Annotated in this window: 22 protein-coding genes; 8 read left to right on the plus strand and 14 right to left on the minus strand. The window is 54.9% G+C overall.

Features of this window, described 5'->3' with window-relative positions:
* Positions 1-61: 61 nt before the first annotated feature.
* From asd to ACI5FR_RS32430, 3 genes are all read right to left on the minus strand, one after another.
* The gene (asd, locus tag ACI5FR_RS32420) at positions 62-1,132 is read right to left on the minus strand and encodes an aspartate-semialdehyde dehydrogenase (protein WP_405462316.1); all 1,071 of its coding nucleotides are present in this window, start codon (positions 1,130-1,132) and stop codon (positions 62-64) included.
* 365 nt (positions 1,133-1,497) lie between these two features.
* Positions 1,498-2,685, minus strand: coding sequence for an iron-containing alcohol dehydrogenase (locus ACI5FR_RS32425; protein WP_405462318.1), 1,188 nt, complete (start codon positions 2,683-2,685; stop codon positions 1,498-1,500).
* Positions 2,686-2,705: 20 nt separating this feature from the next.
* A complete protein-coding gene (locus ACI5FR_RS32430; RefSeq protein ID WP_405462320.1) occupies positions 2,706-3,881 on the minus strand; it encodes an MFS transporter in 1,176 nt (391 codons plus the stop codon).
* Positions 3,882-3,987: 106 nt separating this feature from the next.
* Between ACI5FR_RS32430 and ACI5FR_RS32435 the strand changes: the two genes are divergently transcribed.
* From ACI5FR_RS32435 to ACI5FR_RS32445, 3 genes are all read left to right on the plus strand, one after another.
* Entirely contained in the window at positions 3,988-5,550 is a 1,563-nt protein-coding gene (locus tag ACI5FR_RS32435; RefSeq protein WP_405462322.1) for a HAMP domain-containing sensor histidine kinase, read from the plus strand.
* Complete coding sequence (locus ACI5FR_RS32440) at positions 5,501-6,091, plus strand: response regulator (RefSeq protein WP_405462324.1); 591 nt, start codon at positions 5,501-5,503, stop codon at positions 6,089-6,091. Before ACI5FR_RS32435 ends, ACI5FR_RS32440 begins: the two co-directional genes overlap by 50 nt.
* An 88-nt stretch (positions 6,092-6,179) precedes the next feature.
* A complete protein-coding gene (locus tag ACI5FR_RS32445) occupies positions 6,180-6,881 on the plus strand; it encodes a DUF3995 domain-containing protein (protein WP_405462325.1) in 702 nt (233 codons plus the stop codon).
* A gap of 50 nt (positions 6,882-6,931) precedes the next feature.
* Here ACI5FR_RS32445 and ACI5FR_RS32450 read toward each other — a convergent pair whose 3' ends face one another.
* A complete protein-coding gene (locus ACI5FR_RS32450) occupies positions 6,932-7,852 on the minus strand; it encodes an NADP-dependent oxidoreductase (RefSeq protein WP_405462327.1) in 921 nt (306 codons plus the stop codon).
* The gene (locus ACI5FR_RS32455; RefSeq protein ID WP_405462329.1) at positions 7,849-9,267 is read right to left on the minus strand and encodes an MFS transporter; all 1,419 of its coding nucleotides are present in this window, start codon (positions 9,265-9,267) and stop codon (positions 7,849-7,851) included. Before ACI5FR_RS32455 ends, ACI5FR_RS32450 begins: the two co-directional genes overlap by 4 nt.
* Before the next feature lie 137 nt (positions 9,268-9,404).
* Between ACI5FR_RS32455 and ACI5FR_RS32460 the strand changes: the two genes are divergently transcribed.
* Positions 9,405-10,274 (plus strand): LysR family transcriptional regulator, encoded by an 870-nt coding sequence (locus tag ACI5FR_RS32460; RefSeq protein ID WP_405462331.1) that lies wholly within the window; start codon positions 9,405-9,407, stop codon positions 10,272-10,274.
* On the opposite strand, the gene ACI5FR_RS32465 is transcribed toward ACI5FR_RS32460, so the two are convergent.
* The 5 genes from ACI5FR_RS32465 to ACI5FR_RS32485 are packed head-to-tail and all read right to left on the minus strand — an operon-like array spanning position 10,271 to position 13,781.
* Complete coding sequence (locus tag ACI5FR_RS32465; RefSeq protein WP_405462333.1) at positions 10,271-11,380, minus strand: sensor histidine kinase; 1,110 nt, start codon at positions 11,378-11,380, stop codon at positions 10,271-10,273. The two genes, ACI5FR_RS32460 and ACI5FR_RS32465, sit on opposite strands and share 4 nt — an antisense overlap.
* The gene (locus tag ACI5FR_RS32470; RefSeq protein ID WP_405462336.1) at positions 11,373-12,068 is read right to left on the minus strand and encodes a response regulator transcription factor; all 696 of its coding nucleotides are present in this window, start codon (positions 12,066-12,068) and stop codon (positions 11,373-11,375) included. The genes ACI5FR_RS32465 and ACI5FR_RS32470 overlap by 8 nt, the downstream gene beginning before the upstream one ends.
* A gap of 33 nt (positions 12,069-12,101) precedes the next feature.
* Positions 12,102-12,338, minus strand: coding sequence for a hypothetical protein (locus ACI5FR_RS32475; RefSeq protein WP_405462337.1), 237 nt, complete (start codon positions 12,336-12,338; stop codon positions 12,102-12,104).
* 40 nt (positions 12,339-12,378) lie between these two features.
* The gene (locus tag ACI5FR_RS32480; protein WP_405462340.1) at positions 12,379-12,900 is read right to left on the minus strand and encodes a VanZ family protein; all 522 of its coding nucleotides are present in this window, start codon (positions 12,898-12,900) and stop codon (positions 12,379-12,381) included.
* Positions 12,897-13,781: a M15 family metallopeptidase gene (locus ACI5FR_RS32485; protein WP_405462343.1), complete on the minus strand. Its 885-nt coding sequence runs from the start codon at positions 13,779-13,781 to the stop codon at positions 12,897-12,899. Before ACI5FR_RS32485 ends, ACI5FR_RS32480 begins: the two co-directional genes overlap by 4 nt.
* A gap of 147 nt (positions 13,782-13,928) precedes the next feature.
* Between ACI5FR_RS32485 and ACI5FR_RS32490 the strand changes: the two genes are divergently transcribed.
* From ACI5FR_RS32490 to ACI5FR_RS32505, 4 genes are read left to right on the plus strand one after another with little or no spacing between them, the layout of a single operon-like run.
* Positions 13,929-15,188, plus strand: a complete 1,260-nt coding sequence (locus tag ACI5FR_RS32490; protein ID WP_405462345.1) for an ABC transporter ATP-binding protein — start codon at positions 13,929-13,931, stop codon at positions 15,186-15,188.
* Between the two features lie 3 nt (positions 15,189-15,191).
* Positions 15,192-15,851, plus strand: coding sequence for an ABC transporter permease (locus tag ACI5FR_RS32495; RefSeq protein ID WP_405462348.1), 660 nt, complete (start codon positions 15,192-15,194; stop codon positions 15,849-15,851).
* Positions 15,848-16,756 carry a glycine betaine ABC transporter substrate-binding protein gene (locus ACI5FR_RS32500; RefSeq protein WP_405462351.1) on the plus strand — a complete coding sequence of 303 codons (909 nt, stop codon included), beginning with the start codon at positions 15,848-15,850 and terminating at the stop codon, positions 16,754-16,756. The genes ACI5FR_RS32495 and ACI5FR_RS32500 overlap by 4 nt, the downstream gene beginning before the upstream one ends.
* A 6-nt stretch (positions 16,757-16,762) precedes the next feature.
* Complete coding sequence (locus ACI5FR_RS32505; protein WP_405462354.1) at positions 16,763-17,464, plus strand: ABC transporter permease; 702 nt, start codon at positions 16,763-16,765, stop codon at positions 17,462-17,464.
* 121 nt (positions 17,465-17,585) lie between these two features.
* Here the strand turns inward: ACI5FR_RS32505 and ACI5FR_RS32510 are convergent, their stop codons facing one another.
* The 4 genes from ACI5FR_RS32510 to glmM all read right to left on the minus strand — a co-directional run bounded on the left by ACI5FR_RS32510 (position 17,586) and on the right by glmM (position 23,838).
* Positions 17,586-18,449, minus strand: coding sequence for an RNA polymerase sigma-70 factor (locus ACI5FR_RS32510; RefSeq protein WP_405462357.1), 864 nt, complete (start codon positions 18,447-18,449; stop codon positions 17,586-17,588).
* The gene (locus tag ACI5FR_RS32515; RefSeq protein WP_405462358.1) at positions 18,427-19,728 is read right to left on the minus strand and encodes a phytoene desaturase family protein; all 1,302 of its coding nucleotides are present in this window, start codon (positions 19,726-19,728) and stop codon (positions 18,427-18,429) included. The genes ACI5FR_RS32510 and ACI5FR_RS32515 overlap by 23 nt, the downstream gene beginning before the upstream one ends.
* 328 nt (positions 19,729-20,056) lie before the next feature.
* Positions 20,057-21,886: a glutamine--fructose-6-phosphate transaminase (isomerizing) gene (gene glmS, locus ACI5FR_RS32520; protein ID WP_405462359.1), complete on the minus strand. Its 1,830-nt coding sequence runs from the start codon at positions 21,884-21,886 to the stop codon at positions 20,057-20,059.
* Positions 21,887-22,491: 605 nt separating this feature from the next.
* On the minus strand, positions 22,492-23,838 hold the full coding sequence (gene glmM, locus ACI5FR_RS32525) for a phosphoglucosamine mutase (RefSeq protein ID WP_405462361.1): 1,347 nt from the start codon (positions 23,836-23,838) through the stop codon (positions 22,492-22,494).
* Positions 23,839-23,908 lie beyond the last annotated feature (70 nt).

The raw sequence follows: 23,908 nt of genomic DNA on the forward strand, positions 1-23,908 counted from the left end.
ACAAGGACGGAGATCGTGCCCACGATCTCCGTCCCTTTCGTTACAATCCTATTGTATTATATCAGCTTAACAAGCCCTGCTCCAGCATCGATTCGGCCAGCAGCACCGCTCCCTTGCCCGCCCCCATCTTCGTGTTGTGCGAGACTAGCAAATATTTGACTCCACCCAACACCGGCTCCGCTTCGAGTCTCCCCAGGCTCGTGGTCATCCCGCCTCCCAGCTCGCGATCCAAGCGGGGCTGAGGCCGATACGGATCGTCGAACACATGGATCATCCGCTCCGGCGCGGAATGCAGACGTCTCTGCCCGAACGGATTGTAAGCATCCAGGACGGCTCTGACCTCCTCGAGACCGGCCGGCCGCTGCAGCCCGACGAACACGGACTCCGTGTGTCCGTCCAGGACGTTGGCTCGAGTGCAGATGCAGTTGATATTGATCTCCGCTGGCTGGATACCCTCGCCGGTATATTGTCCCAGGATTTTCAGCAGCTCCGTTCGCACCTTCCCCTCTTCCTTCGGAATGTAAGGGATGATGTTGTCCAGGATGTCCAGCGTCCGGATCCCAGGGCTTCTCCCCGCTCCGCTCACGGATTGCATGGACACCATGAGCACGCTGTTGATGCCGAACTGCTCATGCAAAGGCTTGAGCGTAATGGCCAACCCGGTCACCGTACAATTGGGGACGGGCACCACGAAGCCTCTCCACCCACGCTCCTGCTGCTGCTTGCGCACCAGGGCTGCGTGGTCGTCATTGACACCCGTGATGAGCAAGGGGGTATCGCTGAAGTAGCGGAACGCCGACGCGGTCGAGAACGTGGGCGTCGTCTGGGCGAACCAAGGCTCCAGCTCCTGAGCCAGCTCGGACTCGATCGCGGTGAAGATCACATCCACCGAATCGGGGCGAAATTCCTTGGAGCTCACAACCGGGACCTCCAGCATCTCCGTCGGAACCGGCTCGCTCTGCGTCCATCTGGACGATCCGTTCGCTTCCAACAATGCCTCTCTATAGCTGGACACCGTTCTGGAGGTCACCATGGTGACCACTTCGATATTCGGATGCCCGGCCAGCGCCAGCACGAATTGCTGACCGGCCATACCTGTAGCGCCTACGACGGCTGCTCTTAAACGCGACATTGATCGTTCACTCCTCAAGTTTATTTGGATCATCCTCGTTCAAAGTTAATGGCACAAAATAAAAAAATCCCACCCCCAAGACCGTAGTCTTAGGGACGAGATTCGTATCCTCGTGGTACCACCCCAGATTCGCCCCTATGTCGCCATAGCGGGCCTCTTCAAGTACGGCATCGGCAGCCGATGCTTATACTCTAGCTCTGTAACAGGAGCTCCTGTCGCACCATCCCCTCGCGGTTCCTTTGCGCTGCTCCGAGGCTTTTTTCAATAAAGGGCCTTTTGCTCCTTTTCACCGGCCGGAGCTCTCTGGGAAAACGCCCGTTTATCTACTCGTCTCATCATCGCATTTGAATATTGCGATTATCTTATCAAATCGACGTAGTAGAGTAAAGGTATTTTTCGTCGTAGGCGGCTTGTAGAATCTGCATGTACTCCTCGGCCCCAATCGAACGGATATTGCTAGGTGTCGAATTATTCCGGACCGCCAACTCGACAATTCGCGCAAAATCCTCTTTCCTTACCCCCGGCAGGTCCTTCAGCTTCGGAATTTCGAGCATCGCTGTAAAGTCCCGGATTCCGGTTATCATTTTGTGAATCGCGATTTCATCTGGATCCGACTCCGTCGCGAAATGCATAATGCGTGCCAGAGCGGCATGGATCGGTTTCTCCTCCTGCGTGTTATATTGCAACACATAGGGCAGGAATACGGCGTTGGCGACTCCATGAGGCGTATCGTACAGTCCGCCCAGCGCCTCGGCCAAGCAGTGGACAGCGGCCACATCGCTAGAACCGAAGCACAAGCCCGCGAGCAGGCTGCCCTCCAACATGTTATACCGCGCCCGTTCGTGCCCGGGATCCCGGAAGACAATCGGCAGCGCCTCAACAATCGTCTGCATCGCCCTTGCGCCGAACGCTTGTGAGATGGGATTGGTTGCTCTGCACGTATAGCCTTCTATGGCATGAACGAGGGCATCCACCCCTGTGGCCGCTGTGACTGCCCTTGGTACGGTGAATGTTAGCTTCGGATCCAGGATGGCCATCAGCGGCCGTAGCGTTGCATGCTTAAGGGTCAGCTTCCGATGCGTGGACGCCTCGGTAATGACGGCGGAACGCGTTACCTCCGATCCGGTGCCTGCCGTAGTCGGGACACAAATGATGGGAGCGATGTTGGTGTACGGCCGTTTCCCTTCTACATAGTCAATCGGCGTCCCTCCATTGGGACCCAAGAGCGCGATCGCTTTCCCCGTATCCATTGCACTGCCGCCCCCGATGGCGACCACAGCCTCTATACCCTGCTCGCGAAACCGCTCGGCCCCGGCCAAGCATTCCGTATCCCTCGGATTCGGCGAGACCGTATCGAACAGATCGACCCGGTAACCGGACGCCTCCAAAGCCGCCTGAATCGGGGATACGATCCCTGCCTTCACGATACCTGGATCGCTGACTAGTAGAATCGATGAACCGATGTTCAACGAGCTCAACAGTTCGGGCAGTTGTCCGGATAGTCCCATCCCCATCTCGATTCTCGTATTGCAGAAGTAGCTGTAACTGCGCATTTGACGTCTCCCTTATTATATTAATCGTATCCCCGAACCCTTCTCTCCCGGTACAACACCATGCCAATCATAAGTAAGGACAGGGCTGTAAGCGAGCTGGGGATGAAGAAGATGTTCGGTGTTATTCCCTGAATGAACAGAGGCAAGCCATATCCTATTAAAGAAGCCGTCTGCGAGATGAACACGTATAAGCTGGCTCCGAAGCTGGTTCGGCTCAGGAACATCCGCTGTACGTAGCCCATGGCAACTCCATACAGAATCGAAACAAACAACGAATACAACGGCTGTACGACAAAAAAGACGGGAAGGGCTGGACTGCTCGTATACGTCAAAAAAGTGGCAAGCGCGAAGCAACCGCCAAGAAAAATAATCCGCTTACTGCCATACCGGGCCGCCCAATATCCGCCCAAAGTCATGAACAACAGTTCGAATACCGCCTGAGCGCTCCATATGTAGGACATGATCTCCGGTTTACCGAACAGCTTTAAGACGACTAGCTGCAAATATAAGCCCCGAATGGCATCGGCGCAAGAGAGAGTTAGAAGGGCAATCAGCATAATCAGGGAAAACGGTTCCCCTTTGGCCGCTTGCTTCGCTTTCGGTTCTCCCGTTGTTTCCTTGAACCACAGCAGCAAAACGACCAAACACACATACCCGGCCATATTCCCCCACAGTACGCCTCTAAACGTGGCGATGAGGAAGATGTTCGCACCAAGCAGCAAACCCGCAAAAAAACCAACGCTATAGGAGGCCCGAAGCCATAGCTGGGCCATCTCCACAATGTCCCCGGCGGCACGGGAGAAATGATTCCTGGCCATCCCGAACAGCTGCCCCATGATCATGCCGGACGGTGCAACCGCAATCGTCATTCCAATAAGCGCACTGCGAAAGCCCTCGGCATTCATGTAAAGGGTTAGCCCGATGATGCATAGGAAAGCTGCTGCTACCGGGAGCCTCTTCTTGCTCTTGAGACGGTCGCCGATCCAGCCGACGGTAATCGTAATCGCCATGTTGCTCGACAAGGAGACTGAGAAGACGGCTACGATCTGGGCTTTGGTAAGCCCGAGGCTCTCGAGATAGACCGCATTCATGGGAGCTAGAATACCCGTTCCTATTCCATAAAGAAACAGCATGGTGAGCAGCGTTCTCGCTTGGGGGATCGATACAAACTTGCGAACGTCGCGAATGACCTGCATGGATACCTCTCGTAATGGAGCATTTCTTTTTCATTCTAACATAGTTGGTGGTAAGATAAACGAAATACAATGAACTGGGTTGATGGGAAAGGGGAAGAGGAAGGAAATGAACGCTCCCTTCGGCTTTCAGCGATTCCGCCGTCTTCAATGGAAATTAACATTTTTCTATATCGTTACCACGATTGTCGTCCTAATCGCGATCGAGCTCCTTTTTGTTCTGGTGCTATACATCTCGAACGACTATAGAAAGAATCAAATTCTTGCCGTTCAAGTAGGTCGGGTCGCTGAAAATGTAGGCGCCAATTTTAGCGGAGCCTTCATCAATCAGGACAAGCTGGCCGCAACCTTAAGCGAATGGCCATCAGAAATGGGCGTCGAATTCCAGGGCTATTCTGCAGCCGTAGATCGTAATGGTGAGCTGATAGCAGCCGCAGGCGATCCACTCCCGGAACGCCGTGAATGGTTGGCAAGCTTACCTGAAGCGGTACAGCAGCGTATGAGGGCCGCGGTTCAAGAGGAGTCCTCCGTCTCTACATATGGCGAAGAAGATTCTGTGTATGTAGTGGCTCCTCTTGCGAATCAAAAGGAGATCTACGGAGTATTGGTGGTCAGGGCGGAACAATTCCGGTTTACATTCCGCCAAATCTGGACGTATTATTTTCAATTTATCGGTCTTAGCCTAGGAATCTTCTTTATAGGGGCGGCGGTTGTCGGCTTCGCTTTTGGAATCGTCACTTCGCGAAGCCTGGTGCGCCGGATCCGGAGAATCTTGTATTCGGCGGATCGATGGAGTCAAGGCGATTTTGATACGTTCGTAAAAGATCCTTCCGGCGACGAGCTCGGGGAGGTGGCGCAGCGGCTGAACCAAATGGCGATGCAGCTTCAACAGCTGCTTAGAGAGCGTCAGGATCTGGCTACGCTAGAGGAACGCAACCGTCTGGCGCGGGACCTCCACGATAGCGTCAAACAGCAAATGTTCGCGGTCTCGATCTGGGTGAACACCGCCAAATCGATGATTGGACAAGACGAGCAGGCCTTGCGTTCGCATTTGACCGAAGCGGAGAGCCTGATCAACGAGACGAAGCAGGAGCTCAGCGCCTTGATTCGGGAATTGCGCCCGGTCGCCTTGGAGAGCAAGCCTTTCGCGCATGCCCTGGAGGAGTACGCCCGCACTTGGCAGGGTCAAACGGGAATCCAGACCTCTATTGAGGTGCGTGGCCGGCGGCCAATTCCTCCCTCGATGGAAGAAGCATTCTTCCGCATCACGCAGGAGGCCTTGTCCAATGCCGCCCGACATAGCAGAGCCAGCCTGGTGAGCATCCGTCTGGAATGTGCCGAGGAAGCGACGCTTGTCATCTGCGACAATGGCCGTGGATTCGACGTGCCGCAAGCGGATCGTCAAGGGATTGGGTTGTCCTCCATGAGGGAGCGGGTGCAAGCGATGGGCGGTCAGATCGATATCCGGAGCGAGCGCGGGCAAGGTACGAGCATCACGATCCGATGCAAGCTGCCGGAGAATCATAAGAATACGGAGGATGCCGACGGAGAACATGAAACCTGCGGAACCGATAACGATTCTGATTGTAGACGACCATGCGATCGTACGGCAGGGCTTGCGTATGCTGTTTACGATCCAAGCCAATTGCAGCGTGGTGGGCGAAGCCGATAATGGCGAGAAGGCCGTAGCCCTAGCGGCAGAGCATGTACCCGATATCGTACTCATGGATTTGGTGATGCCCGGTCTGGATGGTGTTGAGACCACACGCCGCGTGAAGCAAGTAAGTCCCCGCTCGCAGGTGATTGTGTTGACTTCGTATGAAGATGATGAACATATTTTTCCGGCGTTTCGTGCAGGGGCGCTATCTTATGTTCTGAAGGATATTGACCCCAACCAACTGCTGGAGACCGTATACAGAGCCGTACTCGGCGAATCGATCCTGCATCCGCGTGTGGCCTCAAGAGTCGTACAGGAGATCCATAACACGAAGTTTGCCGCTTCGGACCCTTTCGCCGACCTGAGCGAGCGAGAGCTGGAGGTGCTTCGATTGATCGCCCACGGTCTTACCAATGCGGAAATCGCCGAGCAGTTGATCATTAGTGAGAAGACGGTCAAAGGCCATGTCAGCAATATATTAAGCAAGCTGCATTTGCTGGATCGTACGAAGGCGGCTGTATTCGCTTGGAAACAGGGGCTTATGCGCCCGGACTGAAGAGCAATCTGAGGTTGCGGAACAGTTCCCGGGAAGGGTACTAGAACAGACCTGCAGACGCGTTCCAAAGGAGGCTCCTTCATGTAAGATGAATGACACAGCGGTGCAACTGCTGCCTTGTCCCATTCATGATGAAGGAGCTGGTTTAATGTTAGCCGATTCCAAATTAATTTCCTTTGAACGCTTTACGAAGACTGCCGTATGGCCGGCTTACGCCGGTTGCATTTGGGCTCTCCTGTATGCGGTCTTCGTTCGATTCTATCAAGCGGCCGGCGGTCCGATCGGCATGGCAGGGGAACCCGTAGATCTGGAAGCCTTTTACATGGCCAGCTACATCGCCGGCGTGGAGATCGTGCTGTGCGGATTCATCTTGATTGGGCTTGTCAAGCCGTGGGGAAAAGTGCTGCCGCAATGGGTCCCATTCCTTGGAGGCAGGAAGATCCCTCGACTCGTTGTATTACTCCCAACGCTTGTCTTTACCGCCTTTCTACTTGCTCATGGAGTGGCCGGAATCGTTACAAAGGCACTTTACTTGGGTGGGGTCATTACGATGCATTTCACCGGCTGGAGTGTGCTCGATGCTCATAGCCTCGCCTTATGGGATCTTTTGTTTTACGAGCCGTGGTTTGTCATCATGGGCGTTTTGTCCGGCTTGACGGCTTCACATTATGCTCAAGCTACCTGTGGCTCACTCGCGGCTTGGAGACGAAACACGATCTACTATTTGATTGCCGTCTTTCTCCTGACCGCGCTTATGGTGTACATGATCATCGATCAGTTTGCCCGCTAACGGGAAAGGCGACCGACTATTCTTGTCAGTCGCCCGCTGTGAGCAGAATGTTATTGATCCATCCGAAGCACAATTTTCCCGCGGCCGTGCCTCGATTCGATTGCCCGGTGCGCATCGTCCGCCCGCTCCAGCGGGAAGACCTGTCGGATGGGGATGTGAAGCTTGCCCTGCGCATGAAGGTCCACCAGTTCGGCCAGGCGAGCCGCCGACCGTTCCCCGCGGACGACGCGAAGGCCAAGCTCCTCTATGAGATCGTAGGCGTAGAACGTGCAGATGCGGTTTTTATCTGCTACTAATTCCACCGCGGCCCGAAGCCCTTCCCCTCCAGCCGTATCGAAGGCGGCGTCGACGCCGTCCGGTGCGAGCGCCCGCACCCGTTCGGCAACCCCTTCCTCATACGTAATGGGTACCGCGCCCAGCGAACGGAGAAAATCATGGTTGCGCTCGCTTGCGGTGCCGATGACCGTCTTGGCTCCCCACACCTTCGCCAGTTGTACGGCAAAAGCCCCCAACGATCCGGCCGCACCGTTGATCAAGACCGTATCGCCCGGTTCGACTCCGATTGCCTTCAAGGCAATGTAAGCCCCCTGGCCGTTGCCGGTCAGCCCGCCTGCTTCTTCCCAAGACATCGCCGCGGGCTTGTTCACGATTTGGTCGGCACCGACAACCACGTATTCAGCGTAGCAGTTCAGTAGGGCGAAACCGAGCACGGGGCTCCCTATGGCAAAGCCGGTAACACCGTCTCCGACCTGGTCCACGATCCCAGCGAATTCATTGCCCGGAATTTGCGGAAGATTCACCGCAATTCCATAGGACGGCGTCCAACCGCTCCGTACCGCGCAGTCGTAATGCTGTACGCCGGCTGTTTTCACGCGGACCCGGACTTGGCCCGGACCGGCCTGCGGATCCGGAAACTCCATCACTTTCATAACTTCCGGTCCTCCGAACGAAGAAAATGCCGCTGCTCTCATCCTCTACTCCTCCTTCTACTGTCGGCTCTACCGAATTGAAAATAAAAGAGCCCTAAAATGATGACGTGCAAAATCCCTAGCACCAAATATATATTGCTGTACACAAACGCGCCCGAAGACGAATTGATCGTATTCCAACCCCAGCTTGCGCCTAGATCCACCGTCGTGCTGTACACACTGGCGGCAACCGCTCCGGCAATAAAGTTCATCATGGCGAGCAGTCCCATGCCTACTCCTGTCTCTTCCTTCGGCAGAGTCCGAGAGATCGTATTCGACAAGGCGATCATCAGGAACGATTGCCCTACATTGCCGAAAATCAAGAAGACGGCGATCCCAACCGGGTTCATTCCCGCAAAGGAAGACAACAGAACAAATCCGGTTACTAGCAGAGCGGATGCCGAATAGAAAAGAAACGGATTGCCTCGCGCATCCGCGAGCTTGCCGGCTTTTCGACCTAGAATCGCCGTCGTAACGGCCGCAGGAACCATCGCGAAGCCGACCAGTCCTGGAGCCAAATGATGGACTTGGGACAACAGCTGCGGGCTCAGAAACGGAAGCGAGTACCCGATCCCCGTCGTCAGGAAGGCGATCCCGAGCACAAGGGAATAACTCTTATTCCGGAACAGGTCCGGCCGGATGAACGGATTTGGCACGGAACGGATTCTGACCATAAACAACACGAACACGATCAGGCCACCGACAGCGGGCATCCACGCTTTGTTCGTGATAGCCAGCAGGAACAGCGCAGCCGTTGCAGCCAGCAGTCCGCCGCCTATCCAGTCGATGCTGCCTGCTTCTCCATGTTCATCGTCCAAGTACTTACGGTAATAGGGCAAGGTGAACAAGGTGAAGAGCGGCATGCAAAACAGCCATCTCCAATGCACTAGACTGACCACCAAGGAAGCTACGACCGGGCCGATGGCGGAGCCAATGGCCAACCCGGTCATCGAGATTCCCAGTGCCCGTCCCCGGCGTTCCGGCGGAAAATAACGAACCGGAATAATACCGGCTGTAGCCGGAATGACCGCCGCCCCCACCGCCTGCAAAATCCGGCCAAGCAGGACCATCCAGTAAGCTTGAGCCACCAGGCCGATCAAGGAGCCGAATGCAAAAAAGACTAGGCCGAACGTCAGCAAGTTTTTGAGCTTATAGATGTCGGCCAGTTTCCCATAGACCACCGTTCCAACGGCATAGATCAGTAAAAACGCCGACGTAACCCAACTCACTTGCGTGAAGGAAAGCGCATAGTCCGCACGAATCTCCGGCAATACGATATTGAACATCGTCGCACTCATCACCGAGATGATAAGCGTGAAGGCTAGAATTCGAATCAATTTCTCTCCAGTTGGCTGATGAACTCCGATTTCCACTTCCTCATCCTGCTTTCTGTATGGTAGGGCTCCTCCCACCGACATCGAATCGCAAGTCTATCTCCCCGGGAAGATTGGATTCCGCTTGCTTAGATTCATTTTATGGCGGATAATTGATAAATAAAAATACATCTTACTCTATATGATTCATTCCGTTGAGTATATAAGAGGAGGGACGAAGGATGGAACTGCTGCAGCTGCAGTATTTTCGGACGGTGGCCCGGATGGAGCATATGACGAAGGCGGCCGAGGATTTGCGGATCGCTCAGCCCGCTCTGAGCAAGACGATCGCCCGGTTGGAGGAACATGTAGGGGTACCGCTATTCGACCGTCAGGGCCGGCAAATTCGGCTCAATTCTTTTGGCAAGGCGTTTCTGGAAAAAGTCGAAGCGGCGCTCACCTTGTTGGAGGAGGGGCAGAAGGAGCTGTCCGATCTCGCGGGATTGGAGCAAGGGAGCATTCATCTGGCGACATCGACGCTGGAACGTCTGTCGGAGCCTTTGAGCGCTTTCCTCTCCCTTCACCCGAAGGTCAACTTCCGGATTACCCAGGCTTCGATGGAAGAGATGGCGCATCTCCTGGAAGTCGGCGAAGTGGATATATGCTTTACGGCACTGCCCATGGAAAAGGCGAATTTTAGTACGATGACCGTCATGAAGGAGGACATTTATCTCGCGGTTCCGCCGGGGCATCGATTAGCGGGCCATTCCAGCGTCCGCTTGAACGAGGTCGCGAATGACCCGTTTATCGGCTACAAAGAGGGGTTTCCTTTTCAGAAAATGAACGATGCGTTCTTCCGCCAAGCTGGGATCACGCCGAATTTCGTGTGCCGGGTCGACGAACCCGCCGCCATCGCCAATCTGGTTCGGGCCGGACTCGGGGTTGCGCTGGTCGGCAATTGCGGCGGCCCGGATTCCCCGCTTCATCTGCTGTCGATTGAATATCCGATTTGTAAGCGCCACTTTCAACTTGCCTGGCATAACAAACGGTACTTATCACTGGCCGCTCGCGAGTTTAGGGATTTTGTGATTGCGTATTATGGGGGCGGTTAGCCAGATCCGTCGGATGCTTTTATTTGGGGGAAACGAACTTCAAAAAGCGTTTGAATGCGGTCGCTTTGGGCCGTGATGGTGCCTTGATGCTGCTCTACAATATTTTTCGCAATGAACAAGCCGATGCCGGAGCTTCCTTCCCGCTGGGTGCGCGCTTTATCGCCCGTATAAAACATATCGAAAATATGCGGCAGCTCTTCCGGGGGAATGCGATTCCCATAATTGACCACCTGGACCACTGCATTCTCCGCATCCACGTGGCAATGAATATCTATATATTGGCCGTCTTTGCCATAACGGATAGCGTTCGTCAGAAGATTTTCGAATACGCGCGCCAATTGATCTCCGTCGCCCCAAATCGTCACATGTGGGGTCACATTCAATCGGGTGGTCAGGTTATTTTTTTCTAAAGCAGGATATAACTCTTCGTTTAATTGGATGAGCAGCTCGCTCAAATCGATCGGTTTTTGGTCAATCGGATGCTTGCCGTAATTCATGCGGGCGATCTCAAACAGCTCATCAATCAGCTTCTCCAAACGTTGAGACTTGGTGAACGCAATGCCTGTATAGTGTTTGATTTGTTCCTCCGACAGCCCTTCGCCCTGAAGAATGAAATCCAGGTAGCCTAACACGGAAGTGAGCGGCGTACGCAAATCGTGTGCCAAATTCAACACCAATTGTTCTTTGCTGTTCTCCGCGAAGTCTCCCCTCTCGATCGCTTGCTTCAATTTTTCACTGGCCAGATTGATATCCCGCGCAACATCATCGAACTCGTCGTTCGATTGAATGTGGATCCTGCTATTGAAATCGCCGTTGGCCAATTGATTGATTCCGCGCGAGATTTCATGGAAATAAAGCGAATACCGTTTCGTGAAGAGAAAGAAAAAATAAAAGGAGAGAGGAATAAAAAGAATCAAGAAGAAGTTGACGTCCCCGATTTCTCTGATTAAGTAACGATATTTAGTCAACGGGTCCTCTCTCTTCGTCGTATGGTAATACATCTGGAGCACTTTATAGATCAGATAGGTGATCGTACCGGAGCAGAGGGTACTTAAACCAAACAGCAGAATCATTTTAAACTGGAAGCTTCGGGTGAGTTTAGCCATTAAACGAATACCCTACCCCCCAGACCGTCTTGATCCATTTGTTCTTATGCATGTCTTCCCCAAGCTTCTTCCGCAACGTGCGTATATGCACCATGACCGTATTGCCGCCCTGGTAGTAGGCTTCCCCCCAAACATGCTCGAAAATATTTTCCGTGCTGAACACCTTCTTCGGATGACGGGCCAGCAGATACAGAATATCGAATTCTTTCGGAGTTAGTTCAATCGGGTTGTTATACAGAAAAACGGTTCGTTGTTCGGGATGGATGACCAAGCCGCCCGCCTCCAAAACGGATTGGCTCGAAGGAGCCGAAGTATTGAACTGCATAGCGCGCCGCAACTGCGCATTTACGCGAGCGACCAATTCCATCGGGTTGAACGGCTTGGTCACATAATCATCGGCTCCTCGGACCAGTCCTGTAATTTTATCGAGGTCGCTCGTTTTGGCGCTTAAAAAAATGATCGGCAGATGGTGACTTGTCCGGATGAGCTGCGTCGCGTCGTAGCCGTCCAGATTCGGCATCATAATATCGAGAATCGCCAAATCGACGGGCTTCGTCCGAATGACCTGGACGGCCTCCAGCCCGTCGGACACCTTGATGCACCGGTAGCCCTCTTTTAGCAAATGCAGTTCTATCAAATCGGCAATTTCCGGCTCGTCATCCGCTATTAGAATGGTGATCGGTTTCATGACCCACCTCAGGCAAATAAAGATTAGGAGTACCTACATTGTATCAGATTTTCCTTGCCGCAACAGCGACGCACGGATGCTAGTCCGGAGGACCTTCTCCCTCCGCGCTTCGTCGGAGTCGGTGAAAAACCGGGCATCGCCCGCAATGTTCAGCAAAGTTGCCTCCGCCGCCCGGGAAGCCTGCGGCTCGCGCTGTAAAAGATAATGGCAAATCTGGTAGCAATAAGGCTCATACTGTCGCAAAATCGCGATTTTCTCCTGCCGGTCCAACTTTCTCCCTCCCCCAATGCTTTTTCCTGTGAGATCTTCTTCATCGGGCCGGTTTCCCGTCCGGAACACTCGATGCCGCGGTCGTCAGCCGGGAACCCAGCCTATACATAACGAAACCCAATGCGCCTCCGAAGGAATTCAGAATTAGGTCGTCCACGTCGAACGCTCCGATCGAGAATAACACTTGTGCGCTTTCGAACCCGAGACTTACTGCGAAGGAGCGCCATAACGCCCCCGCCAGCGCCAGCTTTCCGGCTCTCCCCAGGGCGCCGAGGAGTAGCCCGAACGGGATGAAAATCACGATATTTCCAAGCAGGTTCAACAGGCCAGGCCCCGTCATCGTATCCAGCGTCTGGGAGATTTCTTTCAAAGGAATCAGGTTGCCGGCTTGCAGATTACCGACGATATACTCGGTGTGGGCTATATTCCGCTTCAGCCGCTCCCACAGAAACCATGCGTCCCTCGGGTGGAACTTGAGCACAATAACTTTGAACATCAAGAATATATAGACAGTAAGCAACACACGAACGACCCCGTTTTTCCACTTGCTGCCGGCTTTCATTCGTTCCCCTCCTCCGGAATCTCCTCCACGGTCACAATCACGCCATCGATATTGTTGCCTGAAATCTCATAGCGGCCCTTTGCAGGCACATGGACCGTTGTATTGTGGGAGACGGGATAATAAAAAACTTCATACACCTGGTCGTCTATCGTGGTCTTAATGGACTTCTGGACCTTCAAAAAATCCAAATATTCCTCCAGCACAAACGCTTTCTCCTCCATAATCGCGCTGTGCGGCAAACCGACATAACGAAAATGCCAGGGCTCATTCCGAATACCCGTGATAGCCGTTTTGTCCTCGGGGTAACGCACAATAAAGCCGTACTTCCAGGCGTTGTCTTGCAGCCACTTGCCTTCGGCGGCATGCTCCATCTTCCCTCGCGTGGACCCGATATCCAGCGACAACCCGAGATTGTGCTCGCTGTAGCCCGCCGGCATCGCGTAGTCAGGGCCCATTTTCTTGTACAGCGCGCTTTGCTCCTTCTCGTCCCGATAGCCGCTGCTAATCATGAAGCGATTGACTCCATCCAGTTTGGCAGCCTCAATCATCGTTGAGAATGTTTGCGCCAAGTTAGGCGACAACCGGATCGAGTTATCCAGCAGCACGAATCCGTTCACCAGCTCCAGATGTTTAGACAGATTCACGGCCCCGGACGCTTCAGCCTCTGGAGGAACAGGATGATCCTTGTTGACCAGCAACAAATTGCCTTTGTAAATCTGATCTTGGGTTATCCGAATCGAAAGCCCGTTCTCCCGCGGAACCTTATCTTGCGCTTGAAAGTCTTCAACCGATACTTGAGCGGGATCGACTTTCGGTTTATATTGTGCAGCCCCATAACCCAAAATGATCAGGATAACAAGCCCCATCCACCATTTCTTCATCCTTACTTTCCTCCCGATCCTTCACTCCCTTTACGGTAAGGAAAACTCTTAAAAAAGAAATGGGGTTAAAAATAAAATTTTTCTTAAAAAATCCAATTTGGGTTCATATTAACACGTATGATCAATGAAATTACGGGGGCATGTTCGATGATTGAGATCAAAAACGTGAACAAAATTTATGCTGACGGCTTCCATGCCCTGAAGGACATCAATCTTACCTTGGAAAAGGGCAAAATTACGGTTCTGATCGGTCCCAGCGGCTGCGGCAAATCGACCACCATGAAATTGATCAACCGGCTGATCACGCCCTCAACGGGTACGGTGCTCATTGATGGAGAAAACGTGGCGGACACCGATCCGGTCCAGCTAAGGCGGAACATCGGGTATGTGATCCAAAGCATCGGCTTGTTCCCGCATATGACGATCGGCCGGAACGTTGCGGTTGTTCCTCATTTGAAGCGATGGGAGAAGACCAGGATGAGCAGGCGGGTCGACGAGTTGATGAATATGGTCGGCCTGGCGCCGGATACGTACCGCGACCGCTACCCTTCCGAGCTTAGCGGCGGCCAACAGCAGCGAATCGGAGTGATTCGAGCGCTTGCCGCAGATCCGGACATCATTCTGATGGACGAGCCGTTCAGCGCGCTCGACCCGATCAGCCGCGAGCAGCTGCAGGACGACGTGATCCGGCTCCAGCAGGAGCTGCAGAAGACGATCGTCTTCGTTACCCATGATATGGACGAAGCGCTGAAGATCGCCGACCGAATCGTCCTTATGCAGGCGGGCACCGTCGTCCAAAACGACACGCCGGAGCGCATCCTGCGCTATCCGGCAAACGATTTCGTCCGGTCCTTCATCGGGCAGCAGAGGCTTCTGCATGAAAATACATACGACGTCCCTACTGTCGATGAAGTGATGGTGCACCATCCCGTCACCGTTTACCCGAACCGAGGACTGGCCGAATCGATCGCGATTATGGAGCGCCGCCGGGTCGACACGCTTTTCGTAACCGACCGCAGCCGCCACCTGAAGGGGATCGTCTCGATCTTCAATGTGCTGGATCAATACGGGGAAGAGAACAAGACCATCGGCGACGTCATGAAGCCGGTGGTGTACTGCGTGTCCTCGGGAACACCGCTGCCACAGGCGGTCGAGCTGCTGAACAAGCATCAGCTGTCCAATCTTGCGGTAGTGGACGCCCAGAACAGGCTGATCGGGCTCATCACGAGGGGCAGCGTCGTCCGGCATTTGGCCGAGGTATTCCCGACCTTAACTAATACGACGGAATCGCCGGAGGATCATGCGGGAGTTTCCGGGGACGATGCGCGGTCCGATGCGCCGATGAAGAATAGCGTTGATACAGGCGGGGGCTCTGAAGGTCAAGGCTCTTCCGAAAGCGAGGTGTAGCCCGTGGCCGATATTTGGAGCTTCCTGCAGGAGCGGATGCCGGATATTCTGACCGCGCTGCGCGAGCATCTCGTCATCTCTTTCTCCTCCATCGTACTTGGCAGCATCGTTGCTATCCCGCTCGGCGTCGCCCTCGTATACAACCGTGTCCGCTGGGTCAACACCACTGTGTTTTTCATTGCCAACCTGCTACAGACGGTGCCTAGTCTAGCCCTGCTGGCCGTTCTTATCCCTCTGCTCGGCATTGGCATTAAGCCGGCCGTGCTTGCCTTACTGCTTTATGCCATCATGCCGATTCTGCGCAATACGTACGATGGTTTCCAAGCGGTAGACCAGCATGTGCTGGAATCGGCAACAGGCATGGGCTACGGCACTTTGCAGCGAATCCTGTCGATCCAGCTCCCGCTGTCGCTGCCTTATATCATGTCCGGCATCCGCATTACGACGGTTTACATCATTAGCTGGGCTACGCTCGCCACGCTGATCGGCGCCGGCGGACTCGGCCAGCTTATCGTCTCCGGCATGGGTGTCAACAAGCCGGAGCTCATCTTCGCGGGAGCGATTGGCGCCGTTCTCTTGGCATTCGTCGCGAACTGGCTGCTCGGCCTCCTCGAGAATTGGCTGTCGGGCAAGTTCGGTCGGACGGGAGGGGTGAAGGCATGAATCTCATTTATCGCCGGATGCAGGCCGCAGTCGCCGTTCTCTGTCTGATGGCAGTCGTCTTATCGGCATCCGCCTGCGGGACGACCGATCAAATCGTCATCGGGGCGCAGACGTTCACCGAAGCGAAGATTCTCGCGGAGATGTACCGGGCCCTCATCGAGGACCGGACGAATGTGGACGCGAAGGTGATACCGGACCTTGCCTCCAGTCCGCTCATTGTCACCGCGATGAAGCGGGGGGACCTTCAGGTGGCGACGCTGTACAGCGGCGAGATCTTCAATAATCATTTTCCGATCGAGGACACGAAGGACCGGGCGCGCGTCCTTGAGCAAGCGAAGACGGGCTTCGACCGATATTTCGGATTCAAGTGGTTCGATCCGCTCGGCTTCGAGAATACGTACGCTTTCACGGTGCGCAAGGATGTCGCGAAGGAGAAGGGGTTTACGAAAATATCGGATGTGAAGCCGGAAGCCGGAAACATGCGCCTGGGCGTCGATACGACTTGGCTGGAGCGGCCTTCGGACGGCTACCCGGCCTTCACCAAGCATTACGGATTCTCCTTCGGATCCACGTACCCGATGGAGCTGGCTCTCGTCTACTCGGCGGTAGCCAACAAGCAGGTCGACATCGTGCTCGCCTATTCGACGGACTCCCGACTGAAGGCATACGATCTCGCGACGCTCGAGGACGACGGGCACTTTTTCCCACCCTACGACGCGTCGACTGTGATGCGCAAGGATACGATCGAGAAGTACCCGGAAGCCGAAGCGGCGCTCTCCGAGCTGATCGGAACGATGGACGTTAATACGATGATTGAATTGAATTATCAGGTTGATATCGAGAAGAAAAGCGAGCGAGAGGTCGCGCTGGCGTATTTGAAACGAGTCGGCCTGCTGAAGGAGTGAGGGACCGTGAATCAGCCTCAATTAACGTTCGGGGATTTTATTAGCTATGTCTCGCGCAACCAGGCGATGCTGTGGGAATATTTCTTTCAGCACATCGTCATGGTGTTGATCGGCGTGGGACTCGCCATTGTGGTCGGCGTGCCACTCGGCGTTCTGAGCAGCCGGAACAAGGCGTTCGCCCGGACCATTCTCGCGGTTACGAATGTGCTTCAGGTCATCCCGAGCCTGGCCATGCTGGTGCTGCTCATGCTGTGGCTTGGCCTAGGCTCCACCACCGTTACGGTCGGGTTGTTCCTCTATTCGCTCAACCCGGTGGTGCGCAACACGTACGTCGGCTTGACGCAGGTCAACCCCAGCAATGTAGAGGCTGGCCGGGGGGTCGGCATGAGCAGCGTCCAGATGCTGCTGCAGATCCGCCTGCCGCTGTCGCTGCCCTATATCGTATCGGGCATCCGGATTGCCGCCGTCATTGCGGTCGGCGTCGCCGCGATCGCCCCGCTCGTCGGCGGCGAGGGGCTCGGCCGGGAGATCTACGCCGGCATTAACAACCAGAACTCGCTCCGCCTCTATGCGGGCGCCATTCCCGCCGCCTTGCTCGCGATTGTCGCCGACATTCTGCTCGGCGCCGTGCAGCGCAAGGTGAGGCTGGAGGACCGCAGGTCCCGCAAGAGCGACGTTGTGCCCCCCGTGCCGAAGACGCAAGGCTGAAGGGCACTTCCTCCGGGCGAAACCGATTCATCCGAGAGTGGGTCCGTTCGACCACCCAGCCTCTGGCCCGGTATCCCGGAATCGCCGCTTTTTCCTAGGCAGCACTTTTAAGCAGTGATTCTTATAGATGTCTTAACTTTTCCGGATTTGCGACCGTATAGATCGCTTCGATTTTATGATCTCGATAAGCAAAAGAATAAACATATTGAATCCCTTCATCTAAACGAATGCGGATTCCGGGGAGCCCATTCACCACGAGGAACGAGTACGTAATTTTACCCGCATGCCTGTTGATCATAGTTTGATGAAGCTTCAGCACTTGCTCAAACCCGACAACAGGCACTTGTGCCGCGCTTACTTTGCCTCCGCCGTCCGAGTAGAGCACAACATTTTCACTAACCAGTTCAAGAAGCTTCGTCGTATTTCCTTGCAACAGCGCATTCACAAACTCTTTAATCTTCTCCTCCGCAATGGAAACCGACGGTTGCTGGTCCGGGTCGAAGTGGATGCTTTTTTTGGCGCGGTGGAAAATTTGCCGGCAATTCGCACTGCTTTTCCCGACTATATCGGCAATCTCTTCAAACGAATAATGAAAAATCTCTCGAAGAAGAAAAACCGCCCTTTCCGTTGCACTCAATTGCTGCAGAAGCAGAAGATAAGCCGTGGAAATCGACTCCGACCGCAAGTACCTGTTGGATGGATCGTCATCCGAAGCCCCTTTTTCAATCAGGGGCTCCGGAAGCCATGGACCGACGTACATTTCCCGCTTTTTGGCTGACGAACGCAACAGATCCAGGCAACGATTCGTTACGATTTTGTATAGGAATGCCCTTTCGTTTCGGATTGTCCCGACGGTGGACAGTCCGTCATAGCGCAAAAAAGCATCTTGTACGATATCTTCCGCGTCCATCACGCTGCCGAGCATTCGATAGGCTAACGAAAACAGCTCCGTTTTATAACGTTTATATAATTCCTCTGTGCTCATAGAAGGCATTCCTCTCCTTACCCTCAAGGGAGAGCATGTGTTGTATGGCTCTTTTGGCGCTTGCCGTAGCGGCATCAACCAAAACTTCACCGTGCGACGCCCATTCTCCTGCTACATATAATCCTTGTATTTCCGGGACTGCGGGTCCTGGATTCTCAAGACGTTTCATATGCATAAAGTCGTGACAAACCGTCATTTTAGGAAGGTATTGCTTGACAACCAATTGTTCCCGCCATCCCGGCTGCATCAAATCCAGCACGCCTTCCAGTTCGTGCAAATCTTTATCCGGGTCCGTTTCTTTCCCTTGGTACTTAATGAGCGATATGACTTGCGCGCCATCGTCGCTTAGGTAAGCCGCACGCGAATAATTGCTTAGGAGCACGGTCTGATCAATCCCGTATGCAAATTGTTGTTTAGGCTTGGGAAGTCGTTTCAAGGCCACATCCAGGCAAGCCGCGGTTACCTCAATCGCTTGCTCTTTCCAGGTATGAAGGGCGGTTTTTTCTGCAAAGGGCACCAACTCATTGGCGATAGAAGGCGGTGTGGCAAGGATAACATGTTGCGTATCGATTTTCGTTCCGTCTTCACAGAGAACTTGCCGTACGATCCCGCCACGGGTATCGATGGACGAGACTTTGGTATTTGTTATGAACCGCACTCCCAGGTCGGTTGCCTTCTGCCGCAATTCCTCGATCAATTCGCCCCAGCCACGATCCAGGTACAACGCGCCTTTAAGGGCATTCTGCAGCTGTTTCAATACAGGACCCGCGGCTGGCAAATCCGGTCCGGCCACATAACTGGCGGCACGAAGCAACGAATAAAAGATATTGCGCACCATGGGATCTCGCAAATTCCCCTCGACCCATTCGCGGACACTGATCCTGTCAAATTGACGAGTATCCGCTTTTGAAAGTTTCGCAAGACACGAAGCGAACTCCATCTTTCCTTTCCAAGACAACAGCGGAGTCGTAAACAAGGATTTTAAATCCATAGGCAAGGTTTTCAATTTTCCTTTCCAAACGCCATAAGCGTCAGCGGAAGGTTTCTTTCCTTGTAAGTTCAGTCCCAGTTCCCGGAAAGTCGCGTACGCATCTCCCTTATACAAGGCATGCGCGCCCAGATTGAAGTAAGCTCCTTTTTTCTTGTTGGTAATGGCTCGGCCGCCTAAGCGATCCTGTTTTTCAACGACCATGGTTTGTTTCCCGGCTTTGGCTGCGTAAATTGCAGCGGTTAGACCCGCAATCCCTCCACCAACCACTACTACATCAACTTTTTGCATCGCTCATCATCCCTTTCAAATTTTACCTGTATGACGGGCAAGGGATGTGGAGTGTGACAGGAAGGCAAAAAAAATTAAGGAAAATCTCCTCTGGATACTAACGGAATTCCCAGCGGCTTTACGAGCCTTATCTCACCTTGCTTCGCGCTAGCGTAACGATCATGTAGATCCCGCCCTCGCGACGACACCCTTGCTTTTGGCTATGCGAGGAGTATTGATGACGCCCATGCTGGGCGTACATAAAAAGGAGGCGCCTTTTTATAGGTGCCTCCTTTAGTTCCCAACATTATATTGAGATCCAACATTATTTTTCTCGTTGTATTATTCCCTACTCCACCGTCACACTCTTCGCCAAATTACGCGGCTTGTCGACGTCGTTGCCCCGTGCGAGCGAGCCATAGTAGGCGAGCAGCTGCAGCGGGATGACCGACAGCGCCGGTGTGAGCAGCGGATGAGTGCGGGGGATCGTGTACCCTTCATCCACCACGTGAGCCAGCTCGTCATTGCCGGCGAGCGCGATGCCGAAGACGCGGCCGCCACGGGCTTTGACTTCTTTGATGTTGCTTACTGTTTTTTCCAGCAAAGCCTCTTGGGTCATAAGCGCGATGACCGGGATGCCCTCTTCAATCAGCGCAAGTGTCCCATGCTTCAGCTCGCCCGCCGCATAGGCCTCCGAGTGAATGTAGGAAATCTCCTTCAGCTTCAGCGACCCCTCCAACGCTACGGCGTAGTCCAGGCCCCGGCCGATGAAGAACAAGCTCTGGTGCTCCGCAATCTGTTCGGCGTATGCCCGGATCGGCTCGCTCTGGCCGAGCAAATACTCGACCTGCTCCGGCAGCAGCCGCAAGGCGGCCAGCACCTCGCGGATATACTCCGCGGGTTGCGATTCCAGCGTCTGGGCGAGGTACAGCCCGAACAAGTAGAACGCGACGAGTTGGGACGTGTACGCCTTCGTCGAGGCGACGGCGATCTCCGGCCCGGCCCAGGTGACGATCACATCGTCCGCCTCGCGGGCGACGGAGCTGCCGACGACGTTCGTGATCGCGAGCACGCGAGCGCCGCAGCGCTTGGCTTCCCGCAGCGCGGCCAGCGTGTCGGCCGTCTCGCCGGATTGGCTCACGACGATGACGAGCGTCTCCGGCGTGATGATCGGCGAACGGTAGCGATACTCCGACGCGACGTCCGTCTCGACCGGGATGCGCGCCAGCTTCTCGATGACCCCCTTGCCGATCAAGCCGGCATGATAAGCGGTCCCGCAAGCCACGATGTGAACATTGCGGATGGAACGAATCGCCTCAGCCGACATCCCGATCTCCGGAAGCACGACCCGCGTGCCGTCTGGCGAGATGCGGCTGCCCATCGTGTCCTTGTATGCCTTCGGCTGTTCATGAATTTCTTTGAGCATGAAGTGGTCGAATCCGGCTTTTTCCGCCGTAATCAGATCCCAATCGACACGAAATAATTCCCGGGAAATAAAATTCCCCTCTAAGGTCATTAATTCGACACCACCGCGTGTCAAAACGGCCATTTCGCCGTCGTTCAGGATATACACATTCCGAGTATACTCCAGAATCGCCGGGATATCCGATCCGATGAAGTTCTCGCCTTCGCCAACCCCGATGATAAGCGGACTCGCGAGTCGTACTGCCACGAGCTTATCCGGCTCGTATTCGGTCAAAACGCCCAGCGCGAACGCTCCCCGCATCTTCTGAACGGCCTGCTGAACCGCGCGAACGATATCCCCGTCATACAGATCGGCGATCAGGTGAGAGATGACTTCCGTGTCCGTCTCGGATACGAAATGATGCCCCTTGGCTGTCAGCTCTTCCTTCAGCCCGATGTAATTCTCGATGATCCCGTTATGCACCACCGAAAATTTCTGAGAATTGTCCGTATGGGGATGCGAATTGACGTCCGAAGGCTTGCCGTGGGTAGCCCAACGCGTGTGCCCGATCCCGATCGTCCCCTGCAGCGGCGTGACCTCCAGCTGCGATTCCAGAACGGCCAACCGCCCCTTCGCCTTCTTGATCTCCAGCCCGGTCCCGGTGAACACCGCCACCCCGGCGGAATCATACCCGCGATACTCCAGCTTCTTCAGCCCTTCCAGCAAAATGGGTTGCGAATTCCGATTCCCGATATATCCAACGATTCCACACATCCGATTCATGACCTCCGTCTCATGTTCGTCCGTGCGGCTTTTCATGCCGAGCGGCATGACTGAATAAGCGTTAGGCTATGCAATTGTCATTCCGTCTCGCATGAAAAGACAGCACGAAACAAGCTTCCGAATGAAGCAAATTTATTTAATCACACAAATAATAAGTGCCCTAAACCTAACAAACCTTAACCTAACCGCAGGCCGTGTTCCGTACACGCCTCGGTTCCACTCCAACGTACAACTCATCATCACACAGGAATCTTGTAGTGACCGGTCACCCAGTCCTTTTGCCTTCCTGTTCACGGCTCTGATGCAAGCCGAGAGGTCCCCGCCGATATCCGAACACCTCTACCTCGTCAACTTGGGCGTGTCGCCGCTCCTTATTCCGTTCGGGACTCAGCGGCCGCAAGTTCTGGCGCTTGTGATGCTGAACAACCTCGATCCACCTTTCCATTCCAGAGTGCTGTTTTCTATACTATTCAATTTGCCGCCCAGATGCAACCCCATTTTGTCCTACCGGGTTAAATGGCACACGGCGCGAATTCCGTCGAAAAAGGTCATATCCTCCTCCCGAACCGCGCCGTTATGCGGATTGCGTTGTCCTGCTATGCGTTCAGTTGTACCCGGACCACGTCCGCAATTTCGTCCACATATGCCTTCACCACGGCCTCTTCAGGCCCTTCCGCCATGACGCGTACGAGCGATTCGGTTCCCGAAGGACGCACCAGCACGCGGCCGTTGCCGGCGAATCGCTCTTCGACGCTGCGAATCGCCGCTTCGATGGCCGTATTGCCGTTCAGCTTGCCTTTATCCGCTACGCGAACGTTGACGAGCACCTGCGGGTACTTCTTCATGACACCTGCCAGCTGGCCGAGGGACTTGCCGGACTGCACCACCGTCTGCACGAGCTGCAGGCCGCTCAGCATGCCGTCGCCGGTCGGGATGTAGTCGAGGAAAATCATATGGCCGGACTGCTCCCCGCCCAGGTTGTAGCCGCCGCGGCGCATCTCTTCCATCACGTAGCGGTCGCCTACGGCCGTTTGGGCCGTCTCCATGCCAAGGTCCTTCGCGGCTTTGAAAAAGCCGAGATTGCCCATCACCGTCGTCACGATGGTGCTGCGGCTTAAGCGGCCCGCGCGATTCAGCGCATCGCCGCAGATGCAGAGCATGTAGTCGCCGTCGACCACGGCGCCTGTCTCGTCCACGGCGATGAGGCGGTCGGCATCGCCGTCGAACGACAGCCCGAGGTGCGCGCCATGCCGCAGCACCTCGGCCTGCAGCCGCTCCGGATGCGTGGAGCCGCATCCGGCGTTGATGTTGGTGCCATCGGGCTCCGCGCCGATGGCGATGACTTCCGCGCCCAGCTCCCGGAAGAGCCGGGGCGCGAGCTCATAGGCGGCCCCGTGCGCGCAGTCGAGCACGAGCTTCAAGCCTTGGAACGACACGTCTACGGTCGTCTTCAGAAACTCCGTGTACGCGAACTTCGCCTCGGCGTCGTCGCGGACCGAACCGAGCCGCGTCCCGACCGGACGCGGCAGCTCGTCGACGGCCGCATCGAGCAGCTGTTCGATCTCGAGCTCCGTCTCGTCGAACAGCTTGAACCCGTCGCTGCCGAAGAACTTAATGCCGTTGTCCTCGACCGGATTGTGCGAGGCCGAGATCATGACGCCCGCGCTCGCACCGAGCTTGCGTGTCAGATAAGCGACGCCCGGCGTCGAGATCACGCCCAGGCGCACGACATCGGCGCCGATGGACAGCAGGCCGGCGACGAGCGCCGCCTCCAGCATCGGCCCTGAGATGCGCGTGTCGCGCCCGATCAGCACGACCGGCTTCCCGGTCGCATGCTGGGTCAGCACATAGCCGCCGCAGCGCCCGATTTTATACGCAAGCTCCGGCGTAAGCTCCTGATTCGCAATACCACGTACACCGTCAGTTCCAAAATATTTCCCCATAGCTTCTCTATCGCTCCTCTAATGGTTCTTTTTTCTGGCGGGTTCACCCGTCGTAACCATGCATGTTGCC

Origin of the sequence: Paenibacillus sp. HJGM_3 (genome assembly GCF_045062745.1) — a bacterium.
Lineage (GTDB): Bacteria > Bacillota > Bacilli > Paenibacillales > NBRC-103111 > Paenibacillus_AA.